The sequence below is a fragment of the Gordonia polyisoprenivorans genome (assembly GCF_017654315.1).
Taxonomy (GTDB): Bacteria; Actinomycetota; Actinomycetes; order Mycobacteriales; family Mycobacteriaceae; genus Gordonia; species Gordonia polyisoprenivorans_A.
Window position 1 is genome coordinate 687,166 of the sequence record NZ_CP072203.1, and the last position, 15,697, is coordinate 702,862.

Annotated in this window: 15 protein-coding genes; 8 read left to right on the forward strand and 7 right to left on the reverse strand. The window is 67.4% G+C overall.

All coding sequences use genetic code 11. The features are described 5' to 3' along the window. Position 1: 1 nt before the first annotated feature. Both J6U32_RS03180 and J6U32_RS03185 read right to left on the reverse strand, forming a co-directional pair. Positions 2–1,603, reverse strand: coding sequence for a class I adenylate-forming enzyme family protein (locus J6U32_RS03180; RefSeq protein ID WP_208793513.1), 1,602 nt, complete (start codon positions 1,601–1,603; stop codon positions 2–4). After that, a complete protein-coding gene (locus tag J6U32_RS03185) occupies positions 1,600–2,238 on the reverse strand; it encodes a nitroreductase family protein (RefSeq protein ID WP_208793514.1) in 639 nt (212 codons plus the stop codon). Before J6U32_RS03185 ends, J6U32_RS03180 begins: the two co-directional genes overlap by 4 nt. Positions 2,239–2,381: 143 nt before the next feature. Here J6U32_RS03185 and J6U32_RS03190 point away from each other — a divergent pair, with 143 nt between their 5' ends. Beyond that, complete coding sequence (locus J6U32_RS03190) at positions 2,382–4,331, forward strand: flavin-containing monooxygenase (RefSeq protein ID WP_208793515.1); 1,950 nt, start codon at positions 2,382–2,384, stop codon at positions 4,329–4,331. A 149-nt stretch (positions 4,332–4,480) separates the two neighbouring features. On the opposite strand, the gene J6U32_RS03195 is transcribed toward J6U32_RS03190, so the two are convergent. Together J6U32_RS03195 and J6U32_RS03200 are read right to left on the reverse strand one after the other, a co-directional pair. Next, a complete protein-coding gene (locus tag J6U32_RS03195; protein WP_208793516.1) occupies positions 4,481–4,771 on the reverse strand; it encodes a type II toxin-antitoxin system RelE family toxin in 291 nt (96 codons plus the stop codon). Beyond that, positions 4,768–5,043 (reverse strand): type II toxin-antitoxin system Phd/YefM family antitoxin, encoded by a 276-nt coding sequence (locus tag J6U32_RS03200; RefSeq protein WP_208793517.1) that lies wholly within the window; start codon positions 5,041–5,043, stop codon positions 4,768–4,770. Before J6U32_RS03200 ends, J6U32_RS03195 begins: the two co-directional genes overlap by 4 nt. Positions 5,044–5,227: 184 nt before the next feature. Here J6U32_RS03200 and J6U32_RS03205 point away from each other — a divergent pair, with 184 nt between their 5' ends. Genes J6U32_RS03205 through J6U32_RS03225 form a run of 5 tightly spaced genes read left to right on the forward strand, consistent with a single transcriptional unit; the run spans position 5,228 to position 12,605 of the window. After that, positions 5,228–6,559 carry an SWIM zinc finger family protein gene (locus tag J6U32_RS03205; RefSeq protein ID WP_208795932.1) on the forward strand — a complete coding sequence of 444 codons (1,332 nt, stop codon included), beginning with the start codon at positions 5,228–5,230 and terminating at the stop codon, positions 6,557–6,559. Further along, positions 6,556–8,034, forward strand: coding sequence for a DUF5691 domain-containing protein (locus tag J6U32_RS03210; protein ID WP_208793518.1), 1,479 nt, complete (start codon positions 6,556–6,558; stop codon positions 8,032–8,034). Before J6U32_RS03205 ends, J6U32_RS03210 begins: the two co-directional genes overlap by 4 nt. Further along, on the forward strand, positions 8,031–9,122 hold the full coding sequence (locus J6U32_RS03215) for an ATP-binding protein (RefSeq protein WP_208793519.1): 1,092 nt from the start codon (positions 8,031–8,033) through the stop codon (positions 9,120–9,122). Before J6U32_RS03210 ends, J6U32_RS03215 begins: the two co-directional genes overlap by 4 nt. Positions 9,123–9,126: 4 nt before the next feature. After that, entirely contained in the window at positions 9,127–11,415 is a 2,289-nt protein-coding gene (locus J6U32_RS03220; protein ID WP_208793520.1) for a DUF5682 family protein, read from the forward strand. Next, positions 11,412–12,605, forward strand: a complete 1,194-nt coding sequence (locus J6U32_RS03225; RefSeq protein WP_208793521.1) for a VWA domain-containing protein — start codon at positions 11,412–11,414, stop codon at positions 12,603–12,605. The genes J6U32_RS03220 and J6U32_RS03225 overlap by 4 nt, the downstream gene beginning before the upstream one ends. A 14-nt stretch (positions 12,606–12,619) precedes the next feature. Here J6U32_RS03225 and J6U32_RS03230 read toward each other — a convergent pair whose 3' ends face one another. Continuing rightward, the gene (locus J6U32_RS03230) at positions 12,620–13,495 is read right to left on the reverse strand and encodes an alpha/beta fold hydrolase (RefSeq protein WP_208793522.1); all 876 of its coding nucleotides are present in this window, start codon (positions 13,493–13,495) and stop codon (positions 12,620–12,622) included. A 125-nt stretch (positions 13,496–13,620) separates the two neighbouring features. Between J6U32_RS03230 and J6U32_RS03235 the strand changes: the two genes are divergently transcribed. Continuing rightward, the gene (locus tag J6U32_RS03235) at positions 13,621–13,926 is read left to right on the forward strand and encodes a GlsB/YeaQ/YmgE family stress response membrane protein (RefSeq protein ID WP_006369004.1); all 306 of its coding nucleotides are present in this window, start codon (positions 13,621–13,623) and stop codon (positions 13,924–13,926) included. Between the two features lie 13 nt (positions 13,927–13,939). Here J6U32_RS03235 and J6U32_RS03240 read toward each other — a convergent pair whose 3' ends face one another. After that, on the reverse strand, positions 13,940–14,380 hold the full coding sequence (locus J6U32_RS03240) for a DUF5994 family protein (RefSeq protein WP_244332547.1): 441 nt from the start codon (positions 14,378–14,380) through the stop codon (positions 13,940–13,942). 240 nt (positions 14,381–14,620) lie between these two features. Between J6U32_RS03240 and J6U32_RS03245 the strand changes: the two genes are divergently transcribed. After that, the gene (locus J6U32_RS03245) at positions 14,621–15,079 is read left to right on the forward strand and encodes a hypothetical protein (RefSeq protein ID WP_208793524.1); all 459 of its coding nucleotides are present in this window, start codon (positions 14,621–14,623) and stop codon (positions 15,077–15,079) included. A 12-nt stretch (positions 15,080–15,091) separates the two neighbouring features. Here J6U32_RS03245 and J6U32_RS03250 read toward each other — a convergent pair whose 3' ends face one another. After that, positions 15,092–15,595 (reverse strand): hypothetical protein, encoded by a 504-nt coding sequence (locus tag J6U32_RS03250; RefSeq protein WP_208793525.1) that lies wholly within the window; start codon positions 15,593–15,595, stop codon positions 15,092–15,094. Positions 15,596–15,697: the final 102 nt, after the last annotated feature.

Below are 15,697 nucleotides of genomic sequence, written 5' to 3' on the forward strand. Positions count from 1 at the left end.
CTCAACTCTTCCCGTACTGACGTCGGAGTTCACGTTTGAGGAGTTTTCCCTGCGGATCGGTCGGCAGGTCGGTCACGAGGTGAATCACCTTGGGTACCTTGAACCCTGCGAGGTCCGCGCGGCAGTGCTGACGCAGTTCCTCGGCGGTGACGCCGGCATCGTCCTGGAGAACGACGAACGCGGTGACCGCCTCCGACCAGTAGTCGTCCGGTAGTCCCACGACCGCTGCGCGTTGAACCCCGGGATGCTGTTGCAACACCCGCTCGACCTCCTGCGACGACACGTTGAACCCGCCGGTCTTGATCATGTCCTTGCGGCGATCCCGGAAGAACAGGTTACCGTCATCGTCGACGCGCACGATATCGCCGGTGTGTACCCAGCCGTCCTCGAACACGGCGGCGGTGCGTTCGGGGTCCTTGAAATATCCGAGCATCACCGAGGGTGTGCGGCAGAGGAGTTCACCCTCCTCGGCATCGTCCCCGTTACCGTCGACCACCCTGATCTCCAGATGTCCAACGGGTTTGCCGATCCAGGTCGGGTCGTGATCGGGGACGTCACGCAGTTCTTTGAACCAGCCCACCGACCCCAGTTGGGTCAGTTCGGACTGGCCCCAGTAGGTGCCCCACACCGACTCCGGGGACGCCTGCGCCCACGCGTCGACGGCGAACGGCGAGACCTGGCCGCCGTAGGTGAGGCAACGCCGCACCGTGCCGACGGTGTCGGCACCGAAGTCGGCGTGATTGGCCAGGGCGATGTAGAAGGTCGGGGTCTGCGCGATCACCGAGATTTGTTCGTCCCGAATGATTCTCAACGACTCGCCGGGGTCCACCGACGGCGGCAGCACCAGCGTGGCGCCCAGCAGGGTGAGCGACGTCAGTGAGCCGATACCGGCGATGGTGTGGAAGGGCATGACGTAGAGCCACACGTCGTCGGGCAGACACCGAAGCCCCCAGGTGTAGGCGGGTGCGGTGGAGATCAGGTAGTTGCGGTGGGGGATCACCACGCCCTTGGGCGCCGACTCGGTGCCGCTGGTATAGACGATCATCGCGATGTCGTGCTCGTCGACATCGGCGTCGGGGTCGACGTCGGACGCCGCGGCCAGCGCTGCGTCGAAGGAGGTCCACGCAGGGTTCGGCGGATCACCGATGACGATGACCGCGGCGCCGCACTTCTCGGCGATCGGCGCGGCGAGCTCGGCGTTCTCGGCGGCGACCACCAGTACCGTCGGCTCGAGATGTTCGATCTGCTGGGCGATTTCGCGCGCCCCGAACAGCGGGCTGAGCCCCGAATAGTAAGCGCCGATCTTGAGCGCGCCGTAGTAGGCGATGATGTTCTCGACCCGGTTGCGGCCCATCACCGCGATCCCGTCGCCCCTGCCGACACCGGCGGTGCGCAGCGCGTGCGCGAAGCGGTTGGCCGACGCGTTGAGCTCTCGGTAGGTGGTGGCGGTGCGTGTGCCGTCGGCGGTATAGGAGATGATCGCCGCCTTGTTCGGCTGGGAACGGGCGAGTCGTCTGAGATGATCACCGATCGTCGCCCGTCCGAGCGGGGACCGTTGGGTCGCGGTCAATCCGCGGGTGAGATCCTCGGTGCCGGCGGTCACGTGAACATCGGGGCGTCGAAGCGGTCGAGGAACGCGATCTCCTCGACCGGAGTGCGAGTGAGTTTGCGCGGGAATCCGTCTCGTGGATAACCGACGGCGACATGCGCCGCGGTGAGGAATCCGTCTGGGATGTGCAGCAGCTCCTTGACCGCGGGCTCCTCGGCACAGAGCAGGGTGGTGAGCGCGCTGGCAATGCCTTGCTCCCGCAGGGCAAGCGTCAGATTCTGCACCGTCGGGTAGATCGACGCGCCGCCAACGACACTGAGACGATCGAGTGCGTTGTCGGTCGGGTGGAGCCCTTCGACCTCTGCGCACACGACGACCAGGACGGGCACCTCACCGAGATGGTGGGCGAAGTAGTTGGCGCTCTCGACGGTGGCGGGCACCGCACCGACTGCTTTGCTGCCTTCGATGACCGCCGCGTAGTAGGCCTCCCAGTACGGCAGGTACAGCTCGGCGAGACGCTGCTTGACGACATCGTCGCGGACGATGACCCAGCGCACCGGCTGACGGTTACCGCCCTGCGGGCCGAACCGGGCGTGATCGAGCGCCTGGTACAGCACGTCGTCCTCGACGTACTTATCGCTGAAGTAGCGGCAGGTTCCTGTTGAGCGCATCGCTTCGCTGAGTTCCATCGTGACTCCTGTTCAGGTGATCCACTAACCGCAGTTAGCATGATGTGGATCACGGTTACATGAGCAAGGGAGGCTGTCAAGAGCCATTTGCTTGACTTGCACGGGCCTTGACCGAACGTAACTAACAATGGTTAGTTGATGGCATGACGGCAAGCATCACACCCGGCCTGGACCCCGCAGGCCTCGACGCCGACCGTCTGCGCACGGCAGTCCGCGCGGGCAACATTCCGACGTTGATCGCGATCCTGGTGGAGATGACCGGCGACGACCGCTGGCTCTCCGAGCGATACCGGCCGACACGGTCACGTGGAATGGACGACAACAGCAGCGGGGGACTCGATGCCGATGTGCAGCGGGAGATCTGCGACGCGGTGACCGACGCCGTACTCGCCTGGGATGCGGCCGGCCGGCCCAAGCGGGTGCCGCCGAGCGCCGACCTCGTCGCCGCCGTTCTCGACTTCACCGCCGGTGAGCCGGTGCCCTATGAGTTCAGCCCGATGATGGCCGAGATCGTCGGCGGGCACACGACCGTCGACGCCCCGTCCGCGCCCGACACCACGACGGCGGGTCTGTCGGCGGTGGTCATCGGGGCCGGCGTCGCGGGGATGCTCATGTCGGTGCAGCTGAGCGCCGCCGGGATCCGACACATCATCCTGGAGAAGAACGACGAGGTCGGCGGATCATGGTGGGAGAACCGGTATCCCGGAGCCGGAGTGGATACCCCGAGCTATCTGTACTGCATCTCCGGATTCGATCATGACTGGTCGACACATTTCGGGAAGCGGGACGAGGTGCAGCAGTACCTGGCCGCGTACGCAGATCGTCATTCGATCCGCGACCGGGTCCGCTTCGGCGTGGAGGTCGAGTCCGCGATCTATGACGCGGACGCCCAGCAGTGGACGGTGACGGCCCGACAGGGCGACGGCGGCACTGAGGTGTTGCAGGCAAACCTGGTGATCAGCGCAGTGGGACTGCTCAATCGGCCCAAGACGCCGGACCTTCCCGGAATGGACACCTTCGGTGGCGAGATCTTCCACTCCGCGCACTGGCCGGCACATCTCGACGAGCCGGGCGCGTTGCGTGGCAAACGAGTGGCCATCGTCGGCTCCGGCGCGAGCGCGATGCAGATCGGCCCGGCGATCGTCGACGAGGTGGCCTCACTGGCGGTTTTCCAACGGTCGCCGCAATGGATCGCCCCCAATGACGACTACTTCTCGCCTGTGGGCGACGACGTGCACTGGCTGATGAATCACGTACCGGGTTACCGGGAATGGTATCGAGCCAGATTGTCGTGGATCTTCAACGACAAGGTGCATTCGACCCTGCAACGCGATCCCGCCTGGGAGGAACCGACCGTCTCGATCAACGGTGCCAACCACGGCCACCGCCGGTTCTATGAGCGCTACCTGCGTGAGCAACTCGGCGATCGAGACGATCTGATCGCGCTGTCGACACCGGATTACCCGCCGTTCGGCAAACGCATGCTGCTCGACAATGGCTGGTATGCGATGCTGCGCCGACCCCACGTGCAGTTGGTGCCGCACGCCGTCACCGAGATCACGCCGACCGGCCTCGTCGACGCGGCGGGCGTGGAGCACGACGCCGACATCATCGTTTTCGCAACGGGTTTCCACAGTGACCGCTTCCTGTACCCGATGGAGGTTCGCGGCCGCAGCGGTCGGTCGACGGTACAGGTGTGGGGTGAAAACGACGCCCACGCTTACCTCGGGATCACCGCCCCCGACTTTCCCAACCTGTTCATCCTCACCGGACCCAACACCGCACTCGGCCACGGCGGGAGCTTCATCAGCATCCTGGAGTGCCAGGTCCGGTACGTGCGCTCGGCGATCGATCTGATGCTGCGCAACAAGATCGGCGCCCTGGAGGTGAGATCCGATGTCACCGACGAGTACAACCGGGCCGTCGACGCCGCGCATGCCCAGATGGTGTGGACGCATCCGGCGATGACCAACTGGTACCGAAACTCCGACGGTCGAGTGGTGGCGGTACTGCCGTGGCGGATCATCGACTACTGGAAGATGACCCGAGCGATCGACGACGACGACTTCTGTGCCGAGCCGAGAAACTGCTGAGCATGAGTGGCCTGCGTGTGCGAGTATCTGTGCCCGATGAGGTGGAGATAGTGCAAACACTCACGCTCACAACGGTATTGGAGCAGCGAGGTCCGGCTCCACGGTGATCCGCATCGGCGAGTGCCTGGATACGCAGTGCCACAGTCGAGTCAGGCGCGGTAGGCGTGAGCGCGGTGGTCGATTCTGACGATGATGATCGTGTGGCCGGAATCGTCGATGCGGAGCAGGATGCGATAGTCGCCGCGGCGGGCACTACGGAGGCCTTCGAGTTGGTCGCGCAACGGCTTGCCGAGCCGGTGGGGGTTTTCGGCAAGGGGGCCGGAGATGAACTCGATGACGGCGTGGACGATCCGGGAGGGGAGTCGCTCGAGGTCGCGACGGGCTGGGGATGCGACCTCGACCCGGTACGGGTCGGGCGAGCAGCCGGGGTCCTCGCTCATTCGGGCGGCATGCCGTGTTCGGCGCGCAAATCCTCGAGAGAAGTCGTGTGGCCGGCCGAGTACTCGGCGTCGGCAGTAGCCATGTCGTCGCGGGTCCCGGACCTCGAGAGCCAGTAGATCGTCTCGTGCAGCGATTCGAGGTCGTCGGCCGACATGAGCACCGCAGCCGGTTTGCCGTGTTTGGTGATCGTGATGATGTCGTGCGTGGTCGCGGCGCTGTCGATGAGCGCCGAGAGCTTGTCCTTGGCTTCACCGAGTGGCACTGTCGTCATGAATCGATTCCAGCCGCAGAAATAGCGTTCCACTAGCCATACATCTAGCCGCAACCGGTACTGGTTCTCGCCGACCAACGTCAATCACCGAGCGGATAGCTGTCGAGTGACGACGGTCGCCCACCCGGATGACACTGACCACCACCCATGGTGCACGTCAGTGAACTGTGGTTGATTGTCTGCCATGGGTGGGCGATGGTCGGCGGATCAGGTGTTGGCGCTCGCACCCGACGCGTCGTCGGTCAAGGCCGGCCAGAAACTCGCCACCCCCACCCCGTGGACGGGCACCGGCGCCACCGACACCCTGGTCTGGGGCCTGTGCAAGGGCAGCGGAAAGACGCCGTATCAAACGATCGTCGACATCGGCGCGCCCGCCTACAAATGCTCATGTCCGTCACGCAAATTCCCGTGTAAACACGCACTCGGACTGCTGTTGCTGTGGTCGCAGAACGAAGTCCCCGACGCCGCCCAACCCGCCGACTACGCCGCGGCATGGCAGGCCGGACGTGCCGATCGCGCGACCAAGAAATCCGCCGAACCGTCCGCGCCGAAAGATCCCGACCGCGCCGCCAAGACCGCCGCGCAGCGCGTCGAAAGGGTTCGCTCCGGTATCGACGAACTACAGCTGTGGCTGACCGATCAGGTCGGCAACGGCCTCGCCGGTGCGGAGATCGACGCCTACCGACGATTCGACGCCGTCGCCGCACGGCTCGTCGACGCCCAGGCGCCCGGACTGGCCACCCGCGTCCGACGCCTGCCCGCGCTGTTCTCCGGCGTTGATTCCGCCGCGGTCGACTGGCCCGCCCGCCTCCTCGAAGAGCTGGGCCGCCTGTGGTCGTTGAGCGTCGCCCACCAACGCCTCGACGAACTCCCCGACGACCTCGCGGCCACCGTCCGCAGACACGTCGGCTATCCGACAGCCAAAGCTGACGTACTCGCCGCCGACGGAATCGCCGACACCTGGTTGTGCGTGGGCCGCCGCGACACCGACGAGGATGGCCTGCTGAGCCGACGCACCTGGCTGTGGGGCGCCACCTCGCGCCGCTACGGCATGGTGCTCGACTACGCGCCCACCGGCGCGACCCTGCCACTGCGACCGGTCACCGGCGAGGCGATCGCCACCACCATGCACTTCTACCCGGGCACACCACGCCTGCGATGCGTCTACGACGACACCACACCACCATCGGATGCACCGTCCGCCGACCCCGTCGGCACACTGGAGCCGATGACCCTCACCGCCGCCCGACACGTCCGCGCCCGCGCGATCGCCGACGACCCGTGGGCACAGACCTGGCCGGTCCTCGTCTCCGGCCGGCTCGGCCGCACCGACGACGCGACGCCCGCGCTCATCGACGCCGACACCACCGCGGTCCCGCTCACCGGCCTCGCCGATCGGTGGTCGCTGCTGCTCGCGCTCACCGGCGGCGCACACGTCGCTGTGTTCGGTGACCTCGGCCCGCAGGGACTCGACGTGGCGTCGGTGCTGGTGGACGGCACGGTGATCGGACTGTGAGCACCTGGGACGAGGTGGTGTCGGCGGCGCTGGTGGGCGTACGCACCCGACCGATCGGACTCGCCGGCGCCGACCCGCTCATCGGTGAGCACCTCACCGCCGACACCCTCGACCCGGCGGTGCTCAGCCTGCAAATGGCCGCATTGACCGCTGCAGCACGCACCGCGACAGGATGTGAAACATTCAGCGCCATAGCCATTCCCGAGGAACCCGACGATCCACGGCCTCCGATGTCGGCACTGGCCGCCGCGTACGCCGAGCGAGCACTCACGCTGTCGCCGGGGATGGCGAAGTGGTGCCTGCAACGGCTCGCGGCGTCGGGTCTGCGCCCGCCGCCGTCGATGCTGCCCGACCTGCTGCGACGCACCGCACGATCTGCCGACGTCCGCCCGGCGATCACCGTGATCGTCGGCCCCCGCGGCCGGTGGCTCGCCCGTCACGCGCCCGAGCTGAAAGCGGCTTTCGACGACGCCGCAACCCTCACCGTCACAGATGATCTCGACGACTCGGACTGGACCCACGGCGAACTCGCCGACCGCGTGGCGTACCTCACCGCACTGCGCGACCGTGACCCCGACGCCGCCCGCGAACTCCTCGCGTCCGGCTGGGCGACGGAGAGCGGACCGGACCGGGAACTGTTGCTGCCCCTCCTCGCTCGTCGGTTGTCGGCAGCCGACGAGGACTTCCTCGAACGCGCGCTTGACGATCGTCGTGCCAAGGTGCGTGCCAGTGCCGCGGAGATCCTCGACCACCTCGACGGGTCGGCGCACCGACAACGCCTGATCGCCGCGGCGAGTGCCCTCCTCGAACTCGGCACGCAACGACGAGGGCTCGTTCGCCGCCACATCGTGCGCGTCACCCTGCCCACCGCACCCGATCCCGCGCTGGCCCGCGACGGGATCTCCTTGACCGCGCCCCGCGGTATCGGACTCGGCAGACATGTCCTGACGCAACTGGTCTCGAGAATCCCGCCGCGATCGTGGGAGGAGTACTTCGAGCTGTCACCCGACGAGATCGTCGCCGCGATCGACCCCGACGAGATCGGGCTGATCCACGGACTGTGCACGGCAGCCGTCGCCTTTTCCGACTCCCGCTGGGCCACGGCGCTTCTCGCCCAACGCGAAGCGTTGCCAATGGTGGTGTCGCTCGCGGATCGGCAGGTCGTCATCGACACATTCGCGGCGCTGACGGTGGAGCGGCAGCTCGTCGCCCTCGGTGCTCTGCCGTCGCCGTGGCCGGAAGCGCTGGCGCGCAGCGCATTCACCGCTGTCCTGAAGATGGTGGTGAGCCAGAAGTTCATTCCGCGCGCCACCGCCACCTGGTTCGACATGTTGGCAACCGGACTACCCGCCACCGATACCTGGCGGGCGACGGTCGACGCCGCGCGGGAGACTTATCCGGTCGTGACCACCCAACTTGCCACGCTCGCCGAGGCGCTACGCATCCGATCCGTCCTAGATAGGGAGCTTGAGTGACCACCGACAACGAACTCCTCCGCCCACACGCCGAGCAGCTCTACGCCGCAGAGCTGGAAGCGTTGGCCCGCACCGATACCGCCGCCCGACCGGCCAGCTGGCTGCTGTCGCCGTCGGCGGTCGTCACCTACCTACTCGGCGGCACCCTCGACGACGGCACCGTCATCACCCCGAAGTACATCGGGCCACGCCGCATCATGGAAGTGGCGGTGGCGACCCTGGCCACCGACCGCGCCCTGCTGCTCCTCGGCGTGCCCGGCACTGCCAAAACCTGGGTGTCCGAACATCTCTCCGCGGCCATCAGCGAAACCTCGACGCTGCTCGTACAAGGCACCGCAGGCACACCGGAGGAAGCGATCCGGTACGGCTGGAACTACGCCCGGCTCATCGCCGAAGGACCGTCGACCGAGGCGCTGGTGCCTTCGCCGATCATGATCGCCATGCAGCAGGGCAAGATCGCGCGCCTCGAAGAACTGACACGCATCCCCTCCGACGTGCAGGACGCGCTCATCACGATCCTGTCGGAGAAGACGCTCCCGATCCCCGAACTCGGCATGGAAGTGCAGGCCACCAAGGGATTCAGCGTCATCGCCACCGCCAACGACCGGGACCGCGGCGTCAACGACCTCTCCTCGGCGCTCCGCCGACGCTTCAACACGGTCGTGCTGCCGCTGCCCGCCAGCGCCGACGAAGAAGTCTCCATCGTCACCCAACGCGTTGCCGCACTGGGCAAGACACTGGAACTACCCGACCTGCCCACCGCCGCCGACGAGATCCGCCGCGTGGTGACCGTCTTCCGCGAACTGCGGTCCGGGGTCACCGAGGACGGCCGCGCCAAGGTCAAAACACCCAGCGGGACCCTCTCGACCGCGGAGGCCATCTCGGTGATCACCCACGGCATCGCCATGTCGGCGCACTTCGGCGACGGTGTGCTGCGCCCCGCCGACGTCGCCGCCGGAATCCAGGGCGCGGTCATCAAGGACCCGTCCGCCGACGCCGTCGTCTGGACCGAATACCTGGAAAGCGTTGTGCGCGAACGCGACGACTGGGCCGACTTCTACCGTGCCGCCCGATCGGCACTGAGCTGAGCACATGCCACCCACCACCGTCGAGGTCCTCAGCGCACCCGCCGTGGCTCCGGGTACCTATGTGCTCGGCATCCGCCATCACGGTCCCGGTTCGGCGCGAGCGGTTCTCGGTGAACTCGACCGCATCCGGCCCGACGCCGTGCTCATCGAGGGTCCGGCCGACGCGTCGGACCTGATCGCCGCCATCGCCGACCCCGGAATGACGCCGCCGGTCGCGCTCCTCGGCTACGCCGCCGACGACCCGTCCCGCGCCGCGTTCTGGCCGTTCGCCGAGTTCTCCCCGGAATGGCAGGCGATGCGGTGGGCCACCCGGGCAGGTGTGCCCGTCGAGTTCTGTGACCTGCCGACCTCCCTCGTCCTGGCCCATCACGCCGGACCGGTTGATCGGGACCAGGAGTTCGACCCCACACGCGCCGACCCGATCGGACGGCTCGCCGCTGATCCGATCGGCCGGCTCGCCGCCGCGGCCGGCTACAGCGATCCCGAACGCTGGTGGGACGACGTCGTCGAAACCCGTGGCGAAACCGGCGGATTCGAGGCGATCGCCGACGCCATGACCGCACTGCGCGACGACGAGACACTCATCGAGGCCGACGAACCGAATCCCGAACGCCTGCATGAGGCACGCCGCGAGGCCCACATGCGGCAGGTGCTCCGCAAGACACTCAAGGCGCCCGGCACGGAGCGCGTGGTGATCGTCTGCGGGGCATGGCATGTCCCGGCGGTGTCCGGGAAACTCCCACCCGCCGTCGCCGACACCCGGCTACTCAAGGGGATGCCCAAGGTCCGCAGCCGGGTGGCGTGGGTGCCGTGGACTCACTCCCGCCTCGCCAGCGCATCCGGCTACGCCGCCGGCGTCATCTCACCGGGCTGGTACCACCATCTGTTCGCCACCACCGACGAAGTCGTGGTGCGCTGGCTCATCCATCAAGCCAACCTGCTGCGGGACAAGGACATCGACGTGTCGTCGGCGCACATCATCGAGACCGCACGCCTCGCCGACGCGCTCGCACTGATGCGCCACCGGCCGCTGCCCGGGCTCGCCGAGATCAACGAGGCCACGCTATCGGTGATGTGTCAAGGCGATTCGGGCCTCGCCGACCTCATGTACCGCGAAGCGGTGATCGGGGAGCGACTCGGCGGCGTCCCCGACGACGCGCCCGTCGTGCCCCTGCAGGCCGACGTGACCGCCGCCGCGAAATCCGCTCGGCTGAAAATGGATCCGGTCGCCCGGGAACTCGTCGTCGATCTTCGCAAACCCGCCGACAAGGCGAAATCACTGCTGCTGCATCGCCTCGCGATCCTCGGCGTCCCGTGGGGAACACCCGCCGAGGTGCGGGGAACCGGCACGTTCAAGGAGGGATGGACCCTGGCGTGGCGACCCGAGTTCGTGATCGACGTGGTGATGGCATCGGTGTGGGGAACCACGGTGCGCGCCGCGGCGACCGCAAAGATCGTCGACCGCGCCGGCCGCGGCGAGTCCCTGGGTGACGTCACCGGCGCGCTCGAGGCGGCGTTGCCCGCCGAGCTCGTCGACGCAGTGCCCGCGGTGCTCTCCGCACTGGCCGACCGGGTCGCCGTCGACCACGATGTGGCGCAACTGATGTCCGCGCTGCCGGCGCTGGGACGGGCCCGGCGCTACGGCGATGTCCGCGGCACCGACACCGGTGCACTCGGCGAGGTCGCCTCGTCGTTGCTGCTGCGTATCTGCATCGGCATCCCCGGCGCCGTCTCCAACCTCAACGACGACGCCGCCCGCTCGTTCAAGGAGCACGTCGACGCTGTCCACGAGACGGTCGCGTTGCTCTCCGACGACGACCGCACCCGGTGGACCGCCGCCGTGCGGATCATCGCCGACCGCACCGACGTCAACGGGCTCCTCGTGGGCCGGGCGACCCGGCTACTGCTCGACGGCGACCACATCGACACCGTCGACGCCGCGACGCGGGTACGGTTCGCCCTCTCGAGCGGCGCCACGCCGACCGCGAAAGCCCAATGGATCGAGGGCTTCCTGGGTGACGGTGGACTGTTGCTGGTGCACGATCGGGAATTGCTCGCCGTCCTCGACGGCTGGCTCACCGGGCTGACCGAACAAGACTTCACCGACGTACTTCCGTTGCTGCGCAGAACCTTCGGTCTGTTCGACCGATCGGTGCGACGCAACATCGGCAACCGTGTCGCCTCCCTTGATCAGAGTCGAGGCAACCAGAATGCCGACGCCGCCACCACCTTCGACGCCGAGCTCGCCGCGCCCGCGGTGGCCACGATCGCCGCACTCCTGGGGTTGCCATGACCGAACAGCCCACAGTCCCGGCGGAAGACGGAGCGAACCAGCGTGACCGGCGATGGCGGCTCGTCCTCGGCGACCCCGCCGCCGAACAGTTCGCCGGACTCGGCGGCGCCGACCTCGAGATGGACGGCGCACTCGCCGCACTCTACGACGCAGACTCCACCAACAGACGCGGCGGACTCGGGGCATCAGCGCCGTCGGTCGCGCGGTGGCTCGGTGACATCCGAAAGTACTTTCCGTCCACCGTCGTTCAGGTGATGCAGCACGATGCCGTGACCCGGCTGAACCTGCATGCGTTGCTCACCGAACCGGAGCTGATCGACAGCGTCGAACCCGACGTCGACATGGTCACCACCTTGATCGGCCTCGGCCGCGCGATCCCGGAGAGCTCCAAGGCTTCCGCGCGGGCGTTGGTACGCAAGGTCGTCGACGAGGTCGAGAAGCGGATCGCCGAACGCACACGCAGCGCCGTCGGTGCCGCGGTGGACCGTGCCAGCCGCGTGCACCGACCGAAACTTCGTGACATCGACTGGAATGCCACGATCGCGCGTAACCTGCACAACTACCTGCCGGAGCAGAAGACCATCGTTCCCGAACGCCTCGTCGGGCATGGGCGGCGCGCCCAGGTGGTGAGCAAGGACATCATCCTCGCGATCGACCAGTCCGGGTCGATGGCGAGATCCATTGTGTACGCCTCGATCTTCGGTGCGGTGATCGCGACCATGCGGTCGGTGCGGACCTCGCTGGTGGTCTTTGACACCGAAGTCGTCGACCTCACCGATCACCTCGACGACCCGGTGGACGTGCTGTTCGGGACCGCGCTCGGCGGTGGGACCGACATCAACCGCGCCATCGCGTACTGCCAGGACCTGATCACCCGGCCCAACGACAGTATCTTCGTGCTCATCTCCGACCTGTACGAGGGCGGGGTGCGCGACGAGATGCTCAAGCGGGTCGCCCACATGCAGGCCGCGGGTGCGCAGGTGGTGGTGCTGCTCGCGTTGTCCGATGAGGGCGCACCGGCGTTCGACCGTGAGATCGCCGGAGCACTGGCGGCCATGGGCATTCCGGCCTTCGCCTGCACCCCCGACGCCTTCCCCGACCTGCTCGCCGTCGCCATCAATCGCGGCGACATCGTCGGATGGGCCGACGCCAACGAACTGTCCCGACGCGGGATGAGTGACGACGAGTAGCGGGGCCGGGAGGCTCAATCAAGTTGTCGGCGAATGATTTCCGCCAGCTCGGCCGGCGCGTCGCTCTGCACCGAGTGGCCCGCGTCGGCGACGGTGATCACCTGAGTCGTCGGCTGCAGCTCGCGGACGCGCGCGATGTCGTCATCGGTCGTGAACGCCGACCGTCCACCTTCGACGAGGGTGAGCGGTGCACGGACCGCAGCGAGGTCGTCCCACAGCGGCGCCGGATCGGGAGCTTCACGCATCCGGTCGTAACGCCAGACCCACACACCGTCGTCGCGTTGTCGGGTGTTGTGGATGACGCCCCGACGGACCGATCCGCGGGAGCGATTAGGGGACGCGGCCGCGGTGAGGTCGACGATCTCCTCGAGTGTCGAGAACTCCTGCGGCCCTTCGATCAACGCGACCGTGCCGCGCGCCGCAGCAGTGAGATCGGCAGCGCGACGCGGTGATTCCGGAGTGACGTCGACGAGGACGGCCCGCGGTACCGAGTCGGGAGCGATCGCGGCGATCCGCAGCGTCGTCAAACCGCCGAGCGACATCCCGACGACGAGGTCGGCATCGGGGGCAAGTTCACGCAGGACCGGGAGGAGGGTGTCGGCACTGACGTGAGGGCGGTAGTCGTGATCGTCGCGCCACGACGAATGCCCGTGGCCGGGCAGGTCGACGGCGAGGGCGGGCACGTCGAGGTGCAACAGCATCGTGTCCCAGGTGTGGGCGTTCTGCCCGCCGCCGTGCAGCAACACCACCCGTGGTGACGCGGGCGTCCACGCGAGCGCGCTGATCCGCTGTCCGGCGACGTCGGCGTCGACGCGAGTGACCTGCGGCAGCGGTTCGGTGCGGCCGATCTCGTCGGCGATCTCGGCAAGCAGGGCGAACTCGGAGGTCATCGGTCGAGGTTACGACGGTGACGGCCGGGTGCCGAGCTTTGGGCCCACAGCGATCGGCCACGACGGCGCCCCGTGTGGACTACCGTCGCCCTCAGGGGCAACGGAACCAACCAGAGGAGTTCACGATGACCACACTCGCGGCAACAGAGATTCTCGCCCGATCGTCGACCACCACAAGCGTCGGCTGGATCGGCTACATCATCATCGGCGCCCTCGCCGGCTGGATCGCCGGGAAGATCATGAAGGGCGGCGGCTCGGGTCTGCTACTCAACATCGTGATCGGCATCGTCGGCGCGCTGATCGGCGGCTTCCTGTTGAGCTTCTTCGTCGACACCGCGTCCGGAGGCTGGTGGTTCACGCTGTTCACCGCGATCCTCGGATCGGTGATCCTGCTGTGGATCCTCGGGCTGGTGCAGCGCTCCCGGACCTGAGTGTGCGTGCGGGTCAGGCGGTTGCGAGATACTGCCCGGCCCGCGCCAGGATCTGCTGGGCGCGACGGGCATCCAGTGAATGGATGCGACCGTCGGTGATCTCGGTCTGACCGGCCAGACGCAGGAGCAGTGCGGCCAGCGCCGACCCGGTGCGCGACGGGATCACCAGTAGCGTCGCCGTCGTCGTGGGTGTCGTCAGCGTCATCAGCGGCGGGACCGCAGGCGCATCCGCAGAATCGAGACCGGGATACCGGCGGAAGCTCTGCCAATTGACCTCGATCGCCGTGATCTCCCCGAGGACCGGCGCCACCGCCGTCGACAACCGGCTCAACTCGTCGGCGATCTGGACGGTGTAGGGATACCAGGCCCCGGCCACCGCGGCTTTCGGGTCGCTGCACAGGCGGACTCGCGTGGGGCCGAGAGTCACCGAGGGTCGGCCGGGGGTTGCATTCACTGCGCACATTCCTGACTTGCGGTCTTCCCGCATCGGATGACCAACACACGACCACGCGTCCACGTTGGGTATGAGTGCGAATCAGCTACCTGGGACTATACGCCACCGAGTGTGGGGTGCCGGGGAGCGCAGCGGCGTGCGGGTGCGGTCGCACGGGGGAGAATGTTCGCAGTGGTAACGATCCGGCCGGCCGCAGCGACATCCCCCACACAGTCACGAGTCGGGGAGAAGGAGAGCTCCATGACATCGACTCCATCACCGACTTCGCGGGGCACGGTCGCGCGCTGGGCAGCCATCGCCGCGACCGCGGCCATCGCCACGACACTCGGAACCGGTGCCGCCGCAGCCGACGACGGCAACACCAGCACCACCCTGTACACGCTGGCGAGCACCGGAGCGTGTGCGGGAACCCTCACCGCAGGTGTCAGTCACTACCCCAACGAAGCCGACCTCGTCGCCAATGGCACCCTCCACGGCGTCGGGTCATGTTCTCTCGACGTCGATTTCGTCTTCACGAGCCGTGCCGACGGACACACCGCGACCTTCACCCGCCACTTCTCGGGACCGGGATTCATCGGCCTGCCCGGCGCCGACATCGTCTCACCCGGTGCGCCGGGCGCATACGACGTGACCGTCAGCCCGCGTGCCCCTCACCTCGGTGGGCAGCGGCTGACGATCGACACCGTGTATCGGGGATGAGTGCGCCGTCGGTCATCCGCAGGTCGAGAGGTCCTCACCCTTGCGACAGAACACGACGGAGTCCGCTTGTGGATAGACCGCGAGCAGCAGTGCGTTGTGTTCGCCGCGCTGCCCGATGATCGCCTGATACTGCTGGCCTGCGGCGAGCACGCCCTTGCTGCCTGCGCCGGTCTTGCTGATCGGGCGGTCGATCGTGGTCAGGATTCCGCATTTCTGGAAGATTTCGGCGCGCTGGGGATTCCAGGTCAGCGTCCACGTCTCGGTGTTGGCGGTGTTGTCGCCGAACGTGATCTTGCCGCTGCCGTTGTTGTCGAGGACGATCTCCTTGGCCCCGTAGCCGACCCAGTCGCCCACGAACGGCGCGCGATCCGAGCAACCGGTGCTCGGCGCCGTCGTGGCAGGCGGATGGCTGTACTGCGGATCCTTGGTGCCGCCGGCATGTGCCGTGGCGGGCAGGGTCACCGCGAGTGCGGCAGCGCAGAGTGCCGCGGCGCCAAGGGTTCTCAATCGATTCACGAAGACTCCCGAAGTGGTGGAAGGGACAGCGGGTCGTTCCCGGACATTACGCAGGGATCGGGGCGACCGTTGTCGGCCATTCGGGTGAAAGCGGGTGTAACC

Coding starts and splice junctions, on each gene's coding strand:
- J6U32_RS03185 (WP_208793514.1), bottom strand. CDS start 2,238: ATGGAACTCAGCGAAGCGATGCGCTCAACAGGAACCTGCCGCTACTTC.
- J6U32_RS03235 (WP_006369004.1), top strand. CDS start 13,621: ATGACCACACTCGCGGCAACAGAGATTCTCGCCCGATCGTCGACCACC.
- J6U32_RS03220 (WP_208793520.1), top strand. CDS start 9,127: ATGCCACCCACCACCGTCGAGGTCCTCAGCGCACCCGCCGTGGCTCCG.
- J6U32_RS03205 (WP_208795932.1), top strand. CDS start 5,228: ATGGGTGGGCGATGGTCGGCGGATCAGGTGTTGGCGCTCGCACCCGAC.
- J6U32_RS03230 (WP_208793522.1), bottom strand. CDS start 13,495: ATGACCTCCGAGTTCGCCCTGCTTGCCGAGATCGCCGACGAGATCGGC.
- J6U32_RS03190 (WP_208793515.1), top strand. CDS start 2,382: ATGACGGCAAGCATCACACCCGGCCTGGACCCCGCAGGCCTCGACGCC.
- J6U32_RS03200 (WP_208793517.1), bottom strand. CDS start 5,043: ATGACGACAGTGCCACTCGGTGAAGCCAAGGACAAGCTCTCGGCGCTC.
- J6U32_RS03245 (WP_208793524.1), top strand. CDS start 14,621: ATGACATCGACTCCATCACCGACTTCGCGGGGCACGGTCGCGCGCTGG.
- J6U32_RS03225 (WP_208793521.1), top strand. CDS start 11,412: ATGACCGAACAGCCCACAGTCCCGGCGGAAGACGGAGCGAACCAGCGT.
- J6U32_RS03195 (WP_208793516.1), bottom strand. CDS start 4,771: ATGAGCGAGGACCCCGGCTGCTCGCCCGACCCGTACCGGGTCGAGGTC.